We start from the raw sequence: 17193 nt of genomic DNA on the forward strand, positions 1-17193 counted from the left end.
GGAATAGATTTCTCTTTGCTTCCATCTTCGAAGGTTGGCTCTACTGTTTCATCGATTGGAACCAGTGGATCACCACCTTGGAAAGTTGGGGTGCCTGTTTGAGGGACACCTTGAGGACCTGTGCTCGTTGCGTTAGTGCTGGTTGGAACTACTTCTTTCACCACCGCTTGGTACTTAACGGTCACTGGGGTGCCATTGGCATCCACACGAGTCAATTCAAGCTCTGGTGTTTCACCCTTGAACTGTTTATCTGGAGTAAAGGTCACCTTACCATCTGCGTCCACCTCGAACTTACCAACATTTGGCACTTCTTTCACAGTTGTACCATTGTCAAATAGTGGAGTTGAATCAGCTGGGAATGGAACAGAATCATGACCTGGGGTGAAAGTCACTTTACCTTCTTGGACCTGACCTTGAAGTCCTTCAGTCTTATCACCTGAACCAGTCGGGGTAACTCTTTCAACAACTGGGGTATAGGTCGTTACAGCCGACTCTCCATTTTTATCCACCACTCCAACTTGAACTGGAGTTGCTGGACCATAGAAGGTTTTCAATGGAGTAAAGACAATTGTTTTATTTACAAGATCTAAATCGTACGTACCTTGGTCGGCAATGGTTAGCGAAGTTACCTTTTGTCCATTCTCATCATAAATAAAGACACTACTTTGGACTAGTTCAACGGATTTCTTTGCTCCATTAATGGTTGTTGTCCCTTTTGTAAAGTGAACCTCACTCTCGCTTGCTCTATCCTCATCAAACTGAATCATTGCTGCCTGCTTCTGCCCTTGAAGGCCTTTAGATTTCGCTGCACTTGCTGAAGGGACAACTGGAAGTGGAACATAATACACCACCCGATACCAGGTAAATTCTTTTTCCAACTCTTCATCTCTAGGATCATCCGCGGTCAATAAATATTCATCGAGAGCTCCTTCTCCCGACATTGTGTTTGCATCAATATCCTCTCTTGGATAATAGCCAGGAATTTCAGGCGAAATCACTTGAGACCAAGTTTGGTCTGCAGACCAGGCTGAGTAAGTCACACCTGCTGTCGCATCATTTGGTTGCCGTTTCGCCAAAACCTGGTCAATTCTCTTCGTGCGAGTAAACGAATGAGTCTCAACATGTTTTGGAGGAAGGAGTGATAAATCAGAATGGTTTGTTTTTTTGAGATATTCATAATCAATTTCGCGAGTTGCACGAACAGTTTCGGATAGTTCTGTTATCTTGTGTCTAAACTGAAACTTGAATTGTTTTGGACTAGCCGAGTCACCAAAGGTATGATCTGTAAAATCGTTACTGATCAGTTCATATCCTGCATCTTCCAATTCCTTAATTCGACGAGCAGGATCATAAGAAATTGGTCCGTTGGGTTTGCCTACAACTGTGTCTACCTGTCCTAGTTGCACTTCCTTAGACGGATCATTTACATCCACAAAGGTGAAACTTGCAGATGACAGTTTGGTGGACATTTGGATTAAAACATTATTGGACTCAGTGTACTTGGAACTACCATTTGCCAGAGCCGAAGAAAGATAAGCTGTAGCACCTGAGGCAGTATCTTGCCCGATAACTGCTCCATCGATAGGAAACTGAACCCTGCTTCCAGCAGCAACCGGAGCAGTCGAATGCCAACGAACTGCACGAATCTCTGACCAATCCGATACCTGTTCTGCTGTGAGCCATTGTGAAGCATTAATTTCTGCAGCAGTACCCGCAGTACGACTATATTGAACTTCCCAGCCAGAAGGTAGTGTTAGAGCTTTTGTCAAACTCACTGTAAATTGAGAACCACGATTTCTGGATTCCAGCTGTTTATCACCTTTCATCGGCAAGGATGATAAAACATAAACGTCTGAAACAGGCTGTTTCGCTGCGTTTTTATAGGTCACTCTGAAATCAATCTCATCACCAGGATAGTGCTCTTGGGTATTGTAGGCAAAGTGCTGATTTGTAGCTCTCTTCACTTCAGAGTAGACACCACTCGCTTCAGACGCCTGTACGACCACATTGAAGTCATGAGAGGTCGAATTTTTCGAAGTAATAGTAATGCCATCTAGTTCCCCCAAGTCATAACCATTCTGAGCTTGAACATCTGGAAGTTCCTCATCCCAGAAAGCAATTGCTTTATAGGTATAGGTCCCATTTGGAATTGTCTTGTTTTCCAACTTCAAAAGCGTTGGGGGCATAGAGGAGTCTGGGGTTCCCTTCACTTGGGCATAGTAGAGAGTTTTCCCAGTATCTTTGTAATTATAATAGACCTTAAAATTAAGGTTTCCACTAAAGTTTAATTGAGGGTCAGCCAAATAGGCTAAATGGTAAACTCCCGTCAAGTTTGCGAAGTTCTGAGTAGGGGTGTCTTTACCCGCAGTCCTTGTGATAAAATCTTCTTTAAAACCAGAAGCATCTGTGTGTCGATTGAAGACATCTGTCCGACGACGTCCAACCATCGAAATTTGCTGGATAACACGCGTCAATTCGGCTGAGGCCGTTTGAGAGAAGGAAACAGTGTTTCCAGTATTCTTAAAAGTGAAATCCGTTCTAGAATCCAACTTACTAATCGTCGAGTCTTTATAGAGACTTTCCCAATTATTAAAACGTGTTTTTGTCTGGAAAAAAAATGCCGAAGTATCATTTGTTGAGGACTTCCTCATCTTGATATTTTTAAACTTGTACTCCAGTTCCTTCACATCTTGCTCTTCCGTCAATCGTAGACTACGGGTGTTACTATTAAAAGTCCCTAATAACTCACCTGTAGCTTTATTGTATACTTCTACGGATGCGTCCGGTGAAGAGAAAAATTCATTCCATTGACGCTCCTCAATCACGTTTACTTCTCGATAAGACTCTCGTGAATCCTGTATTTTATGGGTGACCGTATAGTCATTGATAGGATAATCTTTTTCAACCTCTGCGACTGATGAAAGTCGAACATTAGAACGGTATTCTGTTTCACCATAAGAACGAATTATCTCCGAGTCAGACTGATTATAGTGTCTAAACTCAAAGAGAGAAGACTCTGACTGGTCTGTTTTTTGAACAAGGAGAGTATAAGGCAGAACGACCGTATTTTGATAGCTAGTCCCATCTGCTTTTGTATAGATACCCGTCACAGTTAAGTTTTGCGCTTTTCTATTAATATCTGCTACTTTGGCATTCTTTAACTTGAAAGAAATTGGAATGAGCTTGTTTTTATTGTTATTAACATCTTGAAGCGGATTGTTAGCTCTGTTAATGGTCAGATGGTAACCCGTCGCATCGGCAGTCCATCCTAGAGCTTTGGCTTCATCTGTCAATTCATAGCCTTCTTTTAGATCTATATTATAGGTATAAGATGTAACAGGATCAATGATATGCCCACCGACATCACTAATCCCCATACCATTGATCATACGACCATCAAAGACACCATTTCCATAGTTGAAGTAATCATTTCTTGCCGTATTATTCTTAGGATCTTTCGCACCATTAAATAGATAGTAGGATACAACAGATGAATCTTCGTCAACAATACCATCGTTGTTTCGATCGTAGCCAATGACCTGATTGTTAGACATTGGTGTCAGACCCCCTACCCCGTTTTCTAAGACTTTCCACGTGTGTTCAATGCTTCCAAGTTCTTTGAGGACATTGCCATTTTTGTCATAGAGCTTAGCAGTGGCGGTCACTTTATGGTCCGGCCCAATGGCTTGGACAGCACCTCCCCAGTTATGCGTCAGAGGATCTATCTGAAAAGTATAGACGAAGTTATAGTTTGCTCCACCTCTCAGATTAACGGGCTCTATCTTTAAATCAAGGTCTCCATTCGTTTTTTCTTGGCTGAACTTTACACCACCAACTGGAGAAGGGGTCAATTTAATAGCTTTCCCATTTTGGAAATGAATTTTGATATACCCACCAGAATAGTCTGCTTCGTGTCCAGTAATACTAAAGGTCAAGGATTCACGGACACTATCTACCGCATGGATATCTTTGATTGGCGAATGAGCTTGAAATGCAGCATTGACTTCATCTAGCGATCTCTTGCGTCTAGAAGAAGTTTTTCCGCTAGGTCCGCTTTCTTCCTTGCTTTTCTGCTCAGTTTGAGTTGATTCTAGAGATTGCTTTTTCTCCTCATCTAAAGAAGGCTGACTCGCTTCCTTCGTATTATCAACTTGTGAAACTGGTTGGCTCTGAGCGACTGGTTCAGATACTTCTGTTTTGGACGATTCAGTTTTATCCTTCTGGTCCTTAACTGCTTCGTTCTGTGTTACCTCTTTTTGAGGTTCAGAAATGACTTCCTGTCCATTCTCAGCACTTTTTTCCTTCTGTTGAATTTCCGCCTGGGTTTGTTGTTCCTTATTGTTGACTTGAGCTTCATCCGCTTGCACTGGAGAAGTAGCCATGATCATAAAGGTTCCTAGCAATACCGAACAGGTCCCAACACTTAACTTTCTAATCGAAAAGCGGGAAAAAGATTGATTAAAAAATTTTTTCTTCATCATTTCTCCTTTATATTCATACTTAATCTAACATAACAGCTTTATCATTATAACTTATAGTAAATAGAATTTCCAATAGAATGTTCATTTCTACAGAAATTTCTTTATAACTCCATTTGCATAGAAAAAGGAAGCTGTAAAACCAGCTTCCTTCTGTTGTTTTCGGCTCTATAATATTTGTAGTGGGTAAATCCCCTATGGATATCATGGAGCCTATTTTATTGTAGAAAAAAGTCCCATAAGATCTATAATGAAAAGCAACCAAACCATCATTAGAAAGAATCATATGGAACAATTACATTTTATCACAAAACTACTCGGTATTAAAGACCCTAACATCAAGATTGTAGATATCATCAATATGGATATACACAAGAAAATCATCGCTAAACTGGACTACGATGTGCCAGATTGCCCTGATTGTGGAAGTCTGATGAGGAAATATAACTTTCAAAAACCGTCTAAAATTCATTACCTTGAAACGACTGGTATGCCTACTAGAATTCTCCTGAAAAAGCGTCGTTTCAAGTGCTATCAGTGCTCAAAAATGATGGTCGCTGAAACTTCTCTACATCTTAGCTTTTCTTCAACCCACTACAGTTGACAAAGAACCTTTTTTTGGAGATAAGGGACTATTGTCCCAGCCTCTTTCGTTTATTCTTCTCTAAATCCTTGTAACTTTAAACCAGCAATCAGAGTATTTGGCTTCTTAAAGTCTTCTACACTATCCTTAAGTGATTCAAAGAAATAAGTCTTTTTAATTCTATCCATATCTGCTTTTTCAAGGTCAAGATCGATAACTATTCTCATCTTTTTATTATCGGTGATAAAATATTCAACTTTAACACCTGGCTCGTCCTTGATTTCAATATACTCTGGAGAGCTTTCCACAGCTTCGCGAAAGACTTCTTGAAATTCTTCCGGAGTAATTTCTGCAGGAATTTCCTCTCCAAATTCTCCCAGCATATCCATCTTGAATTGTTTTACAACATCCGTGTAAACAAAAGTCATGGTGACATCAAATTCTTCAATCTTCCCTTTGAGAACTTTGGTCGTTTCCTTGATTTCTTCTTTCACCTGACTTGACTTTGTGGATGAATCAACCGAACTTGCTATACTACTTGAATCTGTTGTTGCGGTGTTGGTTTGACCACAGCCAGCAAGAACAAGTAACGATGCAAAAACTAATCCTAAAACTTTCTTCATTCAAAGTCTCCTATTCCACACTGAAAAGATATGGATATACGGGTTGTTGACCTTGGTGAATCTCTACTTCAACATCTTCAAATTCTTCTGCGATTTCTTGGGCAATTTCATTGGCAAGTTCTTCGCTTCCGTCTTCACCGACATAGAAAGTCACAATTTCACTGTCTTCGTCCAACATATGTTTCAATGTTTCTATCAAGGTTTGGTGCATGTCAGGGTTTGACACGAGAATTTTTCCATCAACCATACCAAGATTGTCATTTTCATGAATTGCTAATCCATCGATAGTTGTATCACGAACGGCTGTTGTTACACTACCGCTGACCACATCGCTAAGGGCTGCAGTCATACGTTCTTTGTTTTCTTCGATTGATTTGCTTGGATCAAAGGCAAGAAGGCTAGTTAATCCTTGAGGAAGGGTACGCGCTTCTACCACTACTGCTGGTTGATCCAATACCTCTGCAGCAGATTGGGCCGCCATGAAGATATTTTTGTTGTTTGGCAAGAAGATGATGTTGCGAGCATTGACCTGTTCAACAGCCTTGATAAAGTCTTCTGTTGAAGGGTTCATTGTCTGACCACCTTCGATAACATAATCCACACCTTGAGCACGGAAGATATCTGCTAAACCTTGACCAGCTACTACTGCGATAAGGGCATACTCTTTTGTTTCAGAAGGCTTGTTTCCTTGAGTTGCTTCTTTTTCAACTTGCGCCTCGTGTTGGTTACGCATATTGTCCACTTTTACCTTGATCAAGCTACCATATTTGAGACCTTCTTGCATGACAAGACCTGGATCTTCTGTATGGACGTGAACTTTGACGATTTCATCATCATTGACAACAAGTAGAGAGTCGCCTAAGTCATTCAAGTAGTTACGGAATTCATCGTAGTCAAAGTCCTTAGAATAAGTCGGACCTTGTTTGAGAGCTACCATGATCTCTGTACAGTAACCGAAGGTAATATCCTCAGTTGCCACATGCCCTGCTACAGACTTGTGGTGCTCTGCATTGATCATTTCACTCATGTTGGCAGGAGTCGCTACAAAGTCTTCAGAAGCACTGTATTCACCAGTAAGAGCTGAGAGGAATCCTTCATAGATGAAGACCAAACCTTGACCACCTGAGTCCACAACACCAACTTCTTTCAAAACTGGAAGCATGTCTGGTGTTTTGGCAAGAGCTGTTTTAGCTCCTTCCAAGGCTGCACGCATGACCTCAACAGCATCATCTGTCTGTTCCGCTTTTTTCTTGGCACCAATGGCAGCACCACGAGAAACTGTCAAAATAGTTCCTTCGACTGGTTTCATAACCGCTTTATAAGCTACTTCGACACCGGATTGGAAGGCAAGAGCCAAGTCTTGACCTGTTAATTCATCTTTTTCCTTGATAGCCTGAGAGAAGCCACGGAAGAGCTGAGAAGTGATAACTCCTGAGTTCCCACGCGCACCCATCAAGAGCCCTTTGGCAAGAATGCTCGCTACTTCTCCAACTGTAGAAGCAGGCTTGTCTGCTACTTCTTTAGCACCATTTTCAATGGTCATTCCCATGTTTGTCCCAGTATCTCCATCTGGAACTGGAAAGACGTTCAATGAATTGACATATTCTGCTTGCTTATTCAAACGAGTTGATGCAGCCTGCACCATCTCTTGGAATAAACTGGTAGTAATTTTTGACACGATTATTCTCCTACAACTTTGATATTTTGAATGTAGACATTCACAGTCTGAGCAGTAATTCCTAGTTGATTTTCTAAACTAAAACGAACACGCTCTTGAATGTTTTTTGACACTTCGCTTATCTTTACTCCGTAGCTCAATACGGTATAAACATCAACTGCAATGCTACCATCTTCGGCTGCTTTTATAACAACACCCTTAGAATAATTTTCCTTACCAAGAAGGGCTTGGAAATTGTCTTTGAGGGCATTTTTACTAGCCATACCGACCACGCCAAAAATCTCAGTTGCGGCACCACCTACTACGGTTGCAATCACTTCATCTGTCAGTTCGATTTGACCATCTTTTGTATTAATTTTTACAGTCATTTTTTTTACCTCAACTAGTTGATACTCTATTTTATCATATTTCAGCCCAAGTGTAAAAGCAGAATGCTGTATTGGCAGATATTTACTCTATTTTTCAAATGATTTTATCCTTAGAGCAAAAGAAAAAGACCAGTTAGGTCTTTTCATTTTTATTAAACGCGTTCAACTTTACCTGATTTCAAAGCACGAGCTGAAGCCCAAACTTTTTTAGGTTTACCATCGATAAGAACAGTAACTTTTTGAAGGTTTGGTTTTACGGCACGTTTTGTTTGGTTCATCGCGTGTGAACGGTTGTTTCCTGATACAGTCTTACGACCTGTAAAGTAACATACTTTAGCCATTGTGTTTTCCTCCTATTAGATCTAATATAGCGGATGTGCTAGCACCACATACCGTACTATGTTATCACACTTTCTTGAATTTATCAAGGGCCTAAACTATTTTTTTATTTAACGTAAACAACTCCAAGTTTACCAAAAGCGACTTCTCCACGGATAATCAAGGTTTTGTTTGTTGGCGCTACAGGAGCATCTGCCTTAGCTGCACCAAAGGAGGTTTCTACTTTCAAATCGACACGCCAGTGTTGTGGAACATAGACGGTTGCATTCCCGAAGGCCACTTCAATATTTAAAGTTGCAAAATCACCTAGCATCTCTGCATTATCATAGTAGATTTTAGCATCCCCAAAAGCGACTTCCACTTGGTCATCTACGAGATCTTGATCTTGCTTATAGAAGGTCCCGCTCCCAAAAGCGACTTCCTTATCCGTGACGACTGTTTTTTTCCCATTGTACCACCATTTTTTTTCATTCCAGAACTTACTTGAGTGAGTGAGATAACCAACACCTAGCACTGCTAAGATGCTAGCCCAGATTAAAGAGTGGTTGGTAACAGGTAGCAAATCATAGGCAGAATTAGCAATGATGAGCGCCAGTAAACCTGTAAAAACTGCTGAAGTTAGATGGCGTCTGAGAATGGATTCAACTGACTTGTAGGCAAAAAAGACGATACCAATCAAAGGCCATATTTTGCCATCCAAAGAAGGAATGCCAAAATTTCCTTGCAGCAAGATCCAAGCTGCTAAAACCAATAAAACAATACCAAATGCTTTCTTTTTCATGTTTTTCACCTCATGTTTCTTAGATTTTCTTTTAGGAGGGATTGGTAATGTCGTGAGACATGAACCTCCTTGTGCGTCTGATAAAAGGAAATGGTGCCCGTTCCTGAAAAGGACTTGTCCACTGAGTAAATCTGACGGATGTTTGCGATAGTTGACTTGGACACTCGACTAAAATAGCGAGGCAAGATAGACTCCAACTCATAGAGCTTGAGGCGAACCTCATAAGCTTCCTTCTGGTTATGAGCGTAGATTTTGCTCCCTTCTGTTTCAAAGAAGAGAATTTCTGAAAGGTCTAGATAATATTCACCTGTCCCCTTGTAAAAAGTCAACCTCGGAGCCTTTGACTCTTGCAAGAGCCGTTGCAAATCTGCAATTTCATCTGTCAAAGCAGGGGTCTTGATGACAATTTCAGTCTCCTCTAAATTGCCGTCAATCTCAATTCGTAACTTCATCACATCTCCTTTCTGACTCTACTATATCAAAGCTAAGTTAGGAATACAAGGGCAAAAAAGCAAGTGGTCAATTTGAAGCAGTAAGTGGTTGTAGGACTAGCTTAACTTACATGTCAGAATAGGAAGAAAAGGAATCCCCACACCAGACCACAAGCATAGCCAACCAAGACATCCTTGGGATAATGAACCCCCCCTAAAACCCTCACCAGTCCCAGCAAAGCTGAAAAAATCAAGCATGCTAAGCCAACAGGTAGACTGGCATGCAGACAGGCCATGGAGATGATAGTTGCCGAAAAAACATGGCGGCTGGGCATCGACTGTCCCGAACTATCTTTTTCAAGCAGGGGACAGATATCCCAAGTTTCATAAGGTCGCGGGTGGTTGATTTTCTTACGAAACAGGGACAAAGTCACAAAACCTGATGCAGGAATAAGCACATAAACCCCAACTTGCTGACCAAGTCCTAGTTGCAGGTAAGTGGTGACTAGCAAGATCAAATAGACCAGGGGCATGGCGACTGTCATCAAACGATTGAAACTGCGTAACAGAAATAAAAGAGTGGGATGACTGATTAGTCTAGAGCTGATATTTCGATACCATTCTTGATAATTTTTCATTTATAATTCTCATTCATTACCTTTTTTCGTCTACAGGTGAGACGTTTGTCTTCTAGTATAGTGCAGAAAAAGAAGGCCGTCAAGCCTTCTTTTGATTTATTCTTCTGCTTCGTCTTCTGTAAATTGACTATTGTACAAGTCGGCGTAGAAGCCACCTTGCGCCATCAGTTCCTCATGGTTGCCTTGTTCAATGATATTTCCATCTTTCATGACAAGAATCAAGTCGGCATTTCGGATAGTAGACAAGCGGTGGGCAATGACAAAGGAAGTTCGACCCTCCATCAAACGGTCCATGGCTTTTTGAATCAACTCCTCTGTACGTGTGTCGACTGAGGATGTCGCTTCATCCAAAATCAAGAGTGGCGCGTCCTTGAGCAAGGCACGAGCAATGGTCAAGAGCTGTTTCTGTCCAACAGACAAGGTCACGGTGTCATCCAAAACAGTATCGTAGCCATCTGGCAAAGTCATGATAAAGTGGTGGATTCCCACAGCCTTACTGGCTTCTATCATTCGTTCATCACTGATGTCTGTCTGATTATAGACGAGATTGTCTCGAATGGTTCCTTCAAAGAGCCATGTGTCCTGCAAGACCATTGAAAAGGCATCATGTACTTCTGAGCATTTCATGTCCTTAGTATCCACACCATCGATACGGATACTTCCCTTATCAATCTCATAAAACTTCATCAAAAGATTGACAATGGTTGTCTTACCAGCTCCAGTCGGCCCAACGATCGCGACCTTTTGACCAGCATGAGCTGTCGCAGAGAAGTCATGGATGATGGTGCGCTCTGGTGTATAGCCAAATGACACATGATCAAAGACTACTTCCCCTTTTATGTTGCTCAATTGTCTTTCCTTATGAGATTCATCCTGCATCTCAGCTTCAGCTAGAAATTCTAATACACGAGTCATGGCTGCACTCGCTTGTTGCAAGCTCGTAATCCCTTGGGCAATCTGTGACAGAGGTTGGGAGAAGGTCCGTACGTAAACCATAAAAGCTACAATAATCCCTATCGTGATATGTCCTTCTAACGCCAGCGCGGCCCCAACGATGATGACTAAGACATAACTAAAGTTCCCAACAAAGAACATGGCTGGCATCATGATACCAGAGATAAACTGAGATTTCCAAATACTATCATGCAAGTCTTGGTTTAAACCTGCAAATCTCGCTTTGGAGGTGTCCACTGCGTTGTAGCTGGTCACTACATTATGGCCAGAGTACATCTCTTCCACATAACCATTGACGGCTGCTAGATTATTTTGTTGGGCTTTAAAATAACCCTGTGACTTGGCCATGATTACGGAAACCGCCGCAAAACCAACAAGGGTTGATACAACTGTTACCAATGCCAAAATCCAGTTCATCCCAAACATGGTCACCAAGACAGCAATCAACAAGAAACTAGCTGAAAGAACTGCCCCTAGACTTTGGTTGAGAGATTGCGCCGCCGTATCCACATCGTTGGTCACACGAGATAGAGTGTCTCCTTGTGAATGGCGGTCAAAATAGCCAAGTGGCAAACGATTGATTTTTTCAGCGATTGCTGTCCGCAAGCGTTTTGAAAAATGTTGGATACTTGTTGAAAAGATATAGGCCTGTGTATAGTTAAGGATGGCGCCAAATACATATAGAACAACCAAAAATCCAGCAATGTTTGACACAGCTACCAAGTCGATTTCTGTAGCCAAGCCATCTGAAATCAAGTTAGTAATTTCTTTAATCTTAGTTGGACCATAAACGGTAATGATACTTGAAATGACTGCAGCCACAACTGCTATTAGGAGAGGGAGTTGGAGGCCTGCCATATAAGGTTTGCACTGTTTCCAGACCGAAACTTTTTTATTTTCCATGTTCCAATTCCTCCTTTGATAGTTGTGAGTAGGCAATTTCTTGGTAGACTTCGTTGGTTGCAAGAAGTTCCTTGTGGGTGCCTTGTCCCACGACTTTACCTTGATCCAAAACTAAGATCAGGTCGGCGTCCATAATGGTAGAAATCCGTTGCGCTACGATGAGTTTGGTCATGGATTTTGTTTTCTCTGCTAGCTCTTGGCGTAGGACACGATCTGTCTTGTAGTCCAAGGCTGAGAAGGAATCATCAAAGATGAGAATCTCTGGTTTACGAGCCAAGGCGCGTGCAATGGCCAAACGCTGTCTTTGACCTCCTGAGAAGTTGGTTCCACCTTGGGCTACTTCTGATGCAAGACCTGCTTCCTTGTCCTCGATAAATGCTTTAGACTGGGCCAATTCAAGAGCTTGCCACATAGCAGCCTCACTTAGAGGACTTTCTTGACTCTTACCAAAGTCCAAGTTCCCCTTGACATCTCCAGAAAAGAGTACAGCTTTTTGTGGAATATAGCCGACCTTATTGCGCAAATCTTCCAAATCGTAATCTTGCACATTAACTCCGTCCACTAGGATTTCTCCATCAGAAACGTCGTAAAAACGTGGCAAGAGGTTGACAAGTGTAGACTTACCTGATCCAGTCGATCCGATGAAGGCTACGGTTTGACCCGCTTCTGCTTTGAAAGTGACATGTTCCACGACTGCTTCTGAGTTTTTAGAGTAGCGGAAAGTCACATCACGGAATTCCACTTGTCCTTGAACTGAAGGATCCGCTGTCTGGGCATGACTAGGATTTTCAATAGAAGAATGCAGATCCAATACTTGATTGATACGTCCTGCCGAAACCAAGGTACGAGGAAGAACGATAAAGAGTGCTCCCATGAGAAGGAAGCCCATCACGACCTGCATAGCATAGGACATGAAGACCACCATATCACTAAAGAGTGGCAGACGTTCTGTCAAACTTGCATCGTTGATGATATAGGCACCAATCCAGTAAATAGCTAAGGTCAAACCACTGGAAATTGCCATCATAATCGGGTTCATAATCGCCATCAATCGATTGACAAAGAGATTGAGACGCGTCACTTCATCATTGGCTGCTTCAAATTTCTCATCTTGGTAATCCTCAGCATTATAAGCACGAACAACCCGAATCCCTGTCAAGCTTTCACGAGTGATGCTATTGAGTTTATCTGTCAATTTTTGGATAACCGATTGTTTTGGAAAGGCCAGAGTCATGAGAACGGTGGTCATCAAGACATTCACAATAACAGCCACAACGACTGCCCAGAGCCAGTATTCGGACTTACCAAAGATTTTTCCAATGGCCCAGATAGCCATAATCGGCCCACGAGTCACTACCTGTAATCCCATGGTAAAGAGCATCTGTACCTGTGTGATATCATTGGTCGTCCGAGTCAAAAGACTGGGGATTGAAAAACGTTTAATCTCTGTCTGTGAAAAATCCAGTACTCGATTAAAAATATCGCTTCTCAAGTGAGTCGTGTAAGACGCTGCAACATGGGAGGCGAAAAATCCAACTGCTACTGACGACATAAAGGCAAGGAGAGATAATCCCATCATCTTCGCAGCTGGTGACCAGAGTTCACCTAACTGCGTTCCAGACGTTCCCAGTAACTCTGTAATTTGCGAAATGTAGGTCGGTACCTCTAACTCGAGATAGACCGAGAAACAAGTGAAAAGAATCGTAAGGACGATCATTCCCCACTCTTTTCCTATAATACGTTTAGCGAGTTTCTTCATTCTCTCCTCCTATCTTCTCAACATTTGCTTGCAATTGCCCGAGTACCTTTTCAAAGATTGCCAAGTCTGACTTTGAAACCCCCTCTAGCAGGCTCTGATCAATCCGATCAAAAAAAGCCTTAACTTCTTGCATCTGCGAACGCGATTTATCCGTCAGGCGAACAAATTTTGCCCGCTTATCGCTCGGGCTTGCCTCTAACTCGACCAAACCATTTTGCACCATGCGCTTGACTAGATTACTCGCCACAGATTTAGTAATATTGAGTTCCTGTTCGATATCCTTAATCAAGACCAGTTCCTCTTTTTGTTCACAATGATCTAAAAAACGCAGAACCTGCCCTTGCGGTCCACCCATAAATTCAATGCCACATCGCTTAGCTTCTTTCTGTACCATCAGATGAACCTGGTGTCCAAAACGTTTAAACATTAACATCGGCTTGTCCATGATTGCTCCTTTCTTACGACAAATATAGTTCTCACAAGAACTATTTAAGTTTCCATGAGAACTATTTTATCATTTTCAGAGGAGATGTCAAGAAAAAAAGTTTCCAAGAGAACTATTTTAGTTTAAATTGACATTAGACAATATTTTTTCTATAATAAGCACTAACTACTGTGGATAGAAATCCATTCACTCGATGAAGGGAGAGAACTTTCAAATGAAACCAGAAGAACAAAGAGTCTTAGGAATCTTAGCAACCATTTTTGGAGCCATCGCACTTTTAGGGTCCTGGATTCCATTTATTAACTATCTATCGTTTTTCATCGCCATCGTCGCATTTATCTTGGGGATTATCGGCCTTATCGTCAACCTCAAAAAACGAAAAACCATGGCCATTATCGGAACAGCTCTGTCAATTGCCTCTATCGTACTATTCTTTACAACCCAGGTACTGTACGCTAATATCTACAAAGATTTTGCCAGGGAGTTTAACCGCTCCTACAGAGAGGCCAGTGCCTCAATGGAACGCGAAGAAGAAAGCGACTTGACAGATGATAGCAGTGATTTCAGCTCTGAAGAGGAGGAAGAGGATTCCTTCACTTGGACCCAAGAACAGTTCGACGCCTTAATCGAAGGTGACCTTGACAACAAAGGAAAAGGTGGTACCAACTACAAGGATATTATCAAAAAACACGGACTGCCAGATTCCGAGTTTGACTCCACTATTGGGGGTTACAATACGAGAAAAGTCTCCTATATCTCTATTGGGGACAAGATTAAGACTGTTACCCTAACTTTTGCAAAAGATGACAATGGGCAACTCTTGCTCGTCCAAAAACATGCTGTTGGTCTAGGTCTAGGAAAAAGCAAGCAACAAAACGATTCTGAAACCAGAGTCTAAGTTCAAATATCAAAAAAACGAACAGCTAGTAAAACTGTTCGTTTTTCTATTAGAATCCATCTACGTTTGTGTAGATCTTTTGTACGTCTTCGTCGTCCTCAAGAACGCTGTAAAGTTTTTCAAAGGTTTCAAGGTCATCCCCTGACAATTCCACTTCTGACTGAGGAATCATCTCAAGTTCTGTCACTTGGAATTCTTCGACACCTGACTCACGAAGGGCAACAATAGCCTTGTGAAGGTCTGTTGGAGCTGTGTAAACAGTGATTGTTCCTTCTTCCGCTTCTACATCGTCCACATCCACATCTGCTTCGAGCAATTGCTCAAAGACTGCATCAGCGTCCTCACCTGCAAATACAATAACACCCTTGTTATCAAAAAGGTATGAAACTGAACCTGAAGCACCCATGTTTCCGCCATTTTTACCAAAGGCAGCACGGACATTAGCTGCGGTACGGTTAACGTTTGAAGTCAAGGTATCAACGATTAACATAGAACCGTTTGGTCCAAATCCTTCGTAACGTCCTTCTGTAAAGGTTTCGTCTGTGTTTCCTTTTGCTTTATCAATCGCTTTATCGATAACGTGTTTTGGCACTTGGGCTTGTTTAGCACGGTCGATAACGAATTTCAAAGCTGAGTTTGATTCTGGATCCGGATCACCTTTTTTAGCTGCTACATAGATTTCTACACCAAATTTTGCATATACTTTAGAGTTAGCTCCATCTTTAGCCGTTTTCTTGGCTACGATATTGGCCCATTTACGTCCCATTAGGAATCTCCTTTTTTCACATTTTAATCTTTCTTATTATAACACAAGTCCATCTGATTTTCACTAGAGGAAATGGATTTTCTTTCGTAAATCCAGCTAGGATTGTTCCTTAGCTGCCAAGATTTCCTTACCTTCTTTTATCAAGGGGTGACGGAAAAGAGAGAAGTAAAGTTGGATAGTCATGGCAACCCAGATAAGAGGTTCACAGAGGATGACTCCCCTATAGCCTGCCCAAGGGATAATCAAGACCACAAAAGCAATTTTACCGATTAGCTCGATAAAACTAGATACCAAAGGCAGGATTTTTTGGCCCAAGCCCTGCAAGCAATTGCGATAAATCAACAAGAGACTCAAAATCGGATAAAAGACTGAACTGATCTGCAAGTAGAGGCTACCATTTTCAATCAAGTAACCATCCGTTGAACTGGCCAAGAAGGAAATCAAGGTCGGACTAGCAAAAAAGAGAAAGATACAGACAAAGCCTGCCCACGACATGCTCAGGCGACTACCGATTCGAAGTCCTTGAACAATGCGGTCTGGTCGCTTGGCCCCAAGATTCTGAGAAGCAAAGGTTGTCATGGCAGAAGAAATAGCCGTCATCGGAAGCAAAGCAAAGGCCATAATGCGTCGAGCCGCTGTTTGCGCACTTATAATCACGGCTCCAAAAGTATTGACAGAAGACTGTAAAATCACACTACCAATAGACACAATCGAACTCATCAAGCCCATAGCTAAACCTTGCTCCAAGAGATCCGCATACAAGCTCTTGTCCCATTTGAAATGTTTAAACTGTGGCAAGAGTTCTGGAACGCTTTTGCGGATATAATAAAAGCAAAGAACCGCTGATAACCCTTGTGAAATGATGGTAGCAAGCCCCGCAGATTGAACTCCCAGATGCAGTTGCGTAATAAAATACAAATCCAGAACCACATTAACCAAAGCAGAAAAAATCAGGAAGCCAAGAGCTGCTAGACTGTCTCCAATGGACCGCAACAAACCCGCAAAGAGATTATAAGCGAAACTGACGCCTACACAAGTCACAATCATAGAAATATATTGATAGGATTGGGGAAGAATTTCTGCAGGGGTATCTAAATATTGCAAGAGTGGATACAGACCGACAAAGCCCATCAGCATGACCAAAATACTGAGAAGCCCTCCTAAAATCCAGGTTGCTGCTACTGCTTCTTTAATTTTAGTGAAATTACGAGCCCCATAATAGCGGGCAATGACAATCCCCATCCCATTTCCAACACCAAGCGTAAAGCCTATAATCAAGTCAAAAATGGCCGTTGTTGCTCCTACTGCTGCCAAGGATTCTTGGCCAAGAAAACGCCCAACAATCAAGACGTCAGCCGTATTATAAAGCTGTTGAAAGATATTAGACAGCAAGATTGGAAAGGCAAAGCTTAAAAGCGAAGGAAGAATAGGACCATGTATCAAGTCCACGGATTGTTTCTTATTCATAAAGCTATTATATCAGCTTTCTAGAGGAGCGACAAGGCTCTGTCACTAAGTTTGGAATCAATTGCTTACAGAGAGACAATTT

General features: G+C 41.8%; 14 protein-coding genes and 1 pseudogene. 2 read left to right on the forward strand and 13 right to left on the reverse strand.

Annotation, left to right across the window (positions count from 1 at the left end; genetic code table 11):
- Positions 1–4481: YSIRK-type signal peptide-containing protein (locus MK385_RS03270; RefSeq protein ID WP_268725288.1), on the reverse strand; the 4481-nt coding region annotated here is incomplete at its 3' end.
- A 283-nt stretch (positions 4482–4764) separates the two neighbouring features.
- Between MK385_RS03270 and MK385_RS03275 the strand changes: the two are divergent.
- Positions 4765–5049: pseudogene (locus tag MK385_RS03275) on the forward strand (transposase family protein); the annotation flags it as partial.
- Between the two features lie 83 nt (positions 5050–5132).
- Here MK385_RS03275 and MK385_RS03280 read toward each other — a convergent pair.
- From MK385_RS03280 to MK385_RS03325, 10 genes are all read right to left on the reverse strand, one after another.
- Complete coding sequence (locus MK385_RS03280) at positions 5133–5684, reverse strand: SP0191 family lipoprotein (protein ID WP_268725289.1); 552 nt, start codon at positions 5682–5684, stop codon at positions 5133–5135.
- A 10-nt stretch (positions 5685–5694) separates the two neighbouring features.
- Positions 5695–7362, reverse strand: a complete 1668-nt coding sequence (locus MK385_RS03285) for a DAK2 domain-containing protein (protein WP_268725290.1) — start codon at positions 7360–7362, stop codon at positions 5695–5697.
- 2 nt (positions 7363–7364) lie between these two features.
- Positions 7365–7730 (reverse strand): Asp23/Gls24 family envelope stress response protein, encoded by a 366-nt coding sequence (locus MK385_RS03290; protein WP_000216434.1) that lies wholly within the window; start codon positions 7728–7730, stop codon positions 7365–7367.
- Between the two features lie 152 nt (positions 7731–7882).
- Entirely contained in the window at positions 7883–8071 is a 189-nt protein-coding gene (rpmB, locus tag MK385_RS03295) for a 50S ribosomal protein L28 (protein WP_001140948.1), read from the reverse strand.
- A 104-nt stretch (positions 8072–8175) separates the two neighbouring features.
- A complete protein-coding gene (locus MK385_RS03300) occupies positions 8176–8850 on the reverse strand; it encodes a LiaF transmembrane domain-containing protein (RefSeq protein WP_042769101.1) in 675 nt (224 codons plus the stop codon).
- Positions 8851–8855: 5 nt separating this feature from the next.
- Entirely contained in the window at positions 8856–9302 is a 447-nt protein-coding gene (locus MK385_RS03305) for a LytTR family DNA-binding domain-containing protein (protein ID WP_000776582.1), read from the reverse strand.
- Between the two features lie 113 nt (positions 9303–9415).
- Complete coding sequence (locus MK385_RS03310) at positions 9416–9919, reverse strand: phosphatase PAP2 family protein (protein ID WP_042769102.1); 504 nt, start codon at positions 9917–9919, stop codon at positions 9416–9418.
- A gap of 96 nt (positions 9920–10015) precedes the next feature.
- Positions 10016–11776, reverse strand: a complete 1761-nt coding sequence (locus MK385_RS03315; RefSeq protein ID WP_268725291.1) for an ABC transporter ATP-binding protein — start codon at positions 11774–11776, stop codon at positions 10016–10018.
- Positions 11766–13535, reverse strand: a complete 1770-nt coding sequence (locus MK385_RS03320; RefSeq protein ID WP_268725292.1) for an ABC transporter ATP-binding protein — start codon at positions 13533–13535, stop codon at positions 11766–11768. Before MK385_RS03320 ends, MK385_RS03315 begins: the two co-directional genes overlap by 11 nt.
- A complete protein-coding gene (locus MK385_RS03325; RefSeq protein WP_129313490.1) occupies positions 13519–13980 on the reverse strand; it encodes a MarR family winged helix-turn-helix transcriptional regulator in 462 nt (153 codons plus the stop codon). Before MK385_RS03325 ends, MK385_RS03320 begins: the two co-directional genes overlap by 17 nt.
- A gap of 193 nt (positions 13981–14173) precedes the next feature.
- Between MK385_RS03325 and MK385_RS03330 the strand changes: the two genes are divergently transcribed.
- Complete coding sequence (locus MK385_RS03330) at positions 14174–14878, forward strand: CD20-like domain-containing protein (RefSeq protein WP_129313492.1); 705 nt, start codon at positions 14174–14176, stop codon at positions 14876–14878.
- 49 nt (positions 14879–14927) lie between these two features.
- Here the strand turns inward: MK385_RS03330 and MK385_RS03335 are convergent, their stop codons facing one another.
- Positions 14928–15644 (reverse strand): YebC/PmpR family DNA-binding transcriptional regulator, encoded by a 717-nt coding sequence (locus MK385_RS03335; RefSeq protein ID WP_000532879.1) that lies wholly within the window; start codon positions 15642–15644, stop codon positions 14928–14930.
- A 96-nt stretch (positions 15645–15740) separates the two neighbouring features.
- Complete coding sequence (locus MK385_RS03340) at positions 15741–17111, reverse strand: MATE family efflux transporter (protein ID WP_042769110.1); 1371 nt, start codon at positions 17109–17111, stop codon at positions 15741–15743.
- Positions 17112–17193 lie beyond the last annotated feature (82 nt).

The organism is Streptococcus oralis (assembly GCF_026782125.1).
Classification (GTDB): domain Bacteria; phylum Bacillota; class Bacilli; order Lactobacillales; family Streptococcaceae; genus Streptococcus; species Streptococcus oralis_CE.

What these genes read in the sequence shown, in the direction of transcription:
- MK385_RS03280 (WP_268725289.1), bottom strand. Translation starts at nt 5,684, where the DNA reads ATGAAGAAAGTTTTAGGATTAGTTTTTGCATCGTTACTTGTTCTTGCT.
- MK385_RS03290 (WP_000216434.1), bottom strand. Translation starts at nt 7,730, where the DNA reads ATGACTGTAAAAATTAATACAAAAGATGGTCAAATCGAACTGACAGAT.
- rpmB (WP_001140948.1), bottom strand. Translation starts at nt 8,071, where the DNA reads ATGGCTAAAGTATGTTACTTTACAGGTCGTAAGACTGTATCAGGAAAC.
- MK385_RS03300 (WP_042769101.1), bottom strand. Translation starts at nt 8,850, where the DNA reads ATGAAAAAGAAAGCATTTGGTATTGTTTTATTGGTTTTAGCAGCTTGG.
- MK385_RS03305 (WP_000776582.1), bottom strand. Translation starts at nt 9,302, where the DNA reads ATGAAGTTACGAATTGAGATTGACGGCAATTTAGAGGAGACTGAAATT.
- MK385_RS03310 (WP_042769102.1), bottom strand. Translation starts at nt 9,919, where the DNA reads ATGAAAAATTATCAAGAATGGTATCGAAATATCAGCTCTAGACTAATC.
- MK385_RS03315 (WP_268725291.1), bottom strand. Translation starts at nt 11,776, where the DNA reads ATGGAAAATAAAAAAGTTTCGGTCTGGAAACAGTGCAAACCTTATATG.
- MK385_RS03320 (WP_268725292.1), bottom strand. Translation starts at nt 13,535, where the DNA reads ATGAAGAAACTCGCTAAACGTATTATAGGAAAAGAGTGGGGAATGATC.
- MK385_RS03325 (WP_129313490.1), bottom strand. Translation starts at nt 13,980, where the DNA reads ATGGACAAGCCGATGTTAATGTTTAAACGTTTTGGACACCAGGTTCAT.
- MK385_RS03330 (WP_129313492.1), top strand. Translation starts at nt 14,174, where the DNA reads ATGAAGGGAGAGAACTTTCAAATGAAACCAGAAGAACAAAGAGTCTTA.
- MK385_RS03335 (WP_000532879.1), bottom strand. Translation starts at nt 15,644, where the DNA reads ATGGGACGTAAATGGGCCAATATCGTAGCCAAGAAAACGGCTAAAGAT.
- MK385_RS03340 (WP_042769110.1), bottom strand. Translation starts at nt 17,111, where the DNA reads ATGAATAAGAAACAATCCGTGGACTTGATACATGGTCCTATTCTTCCT.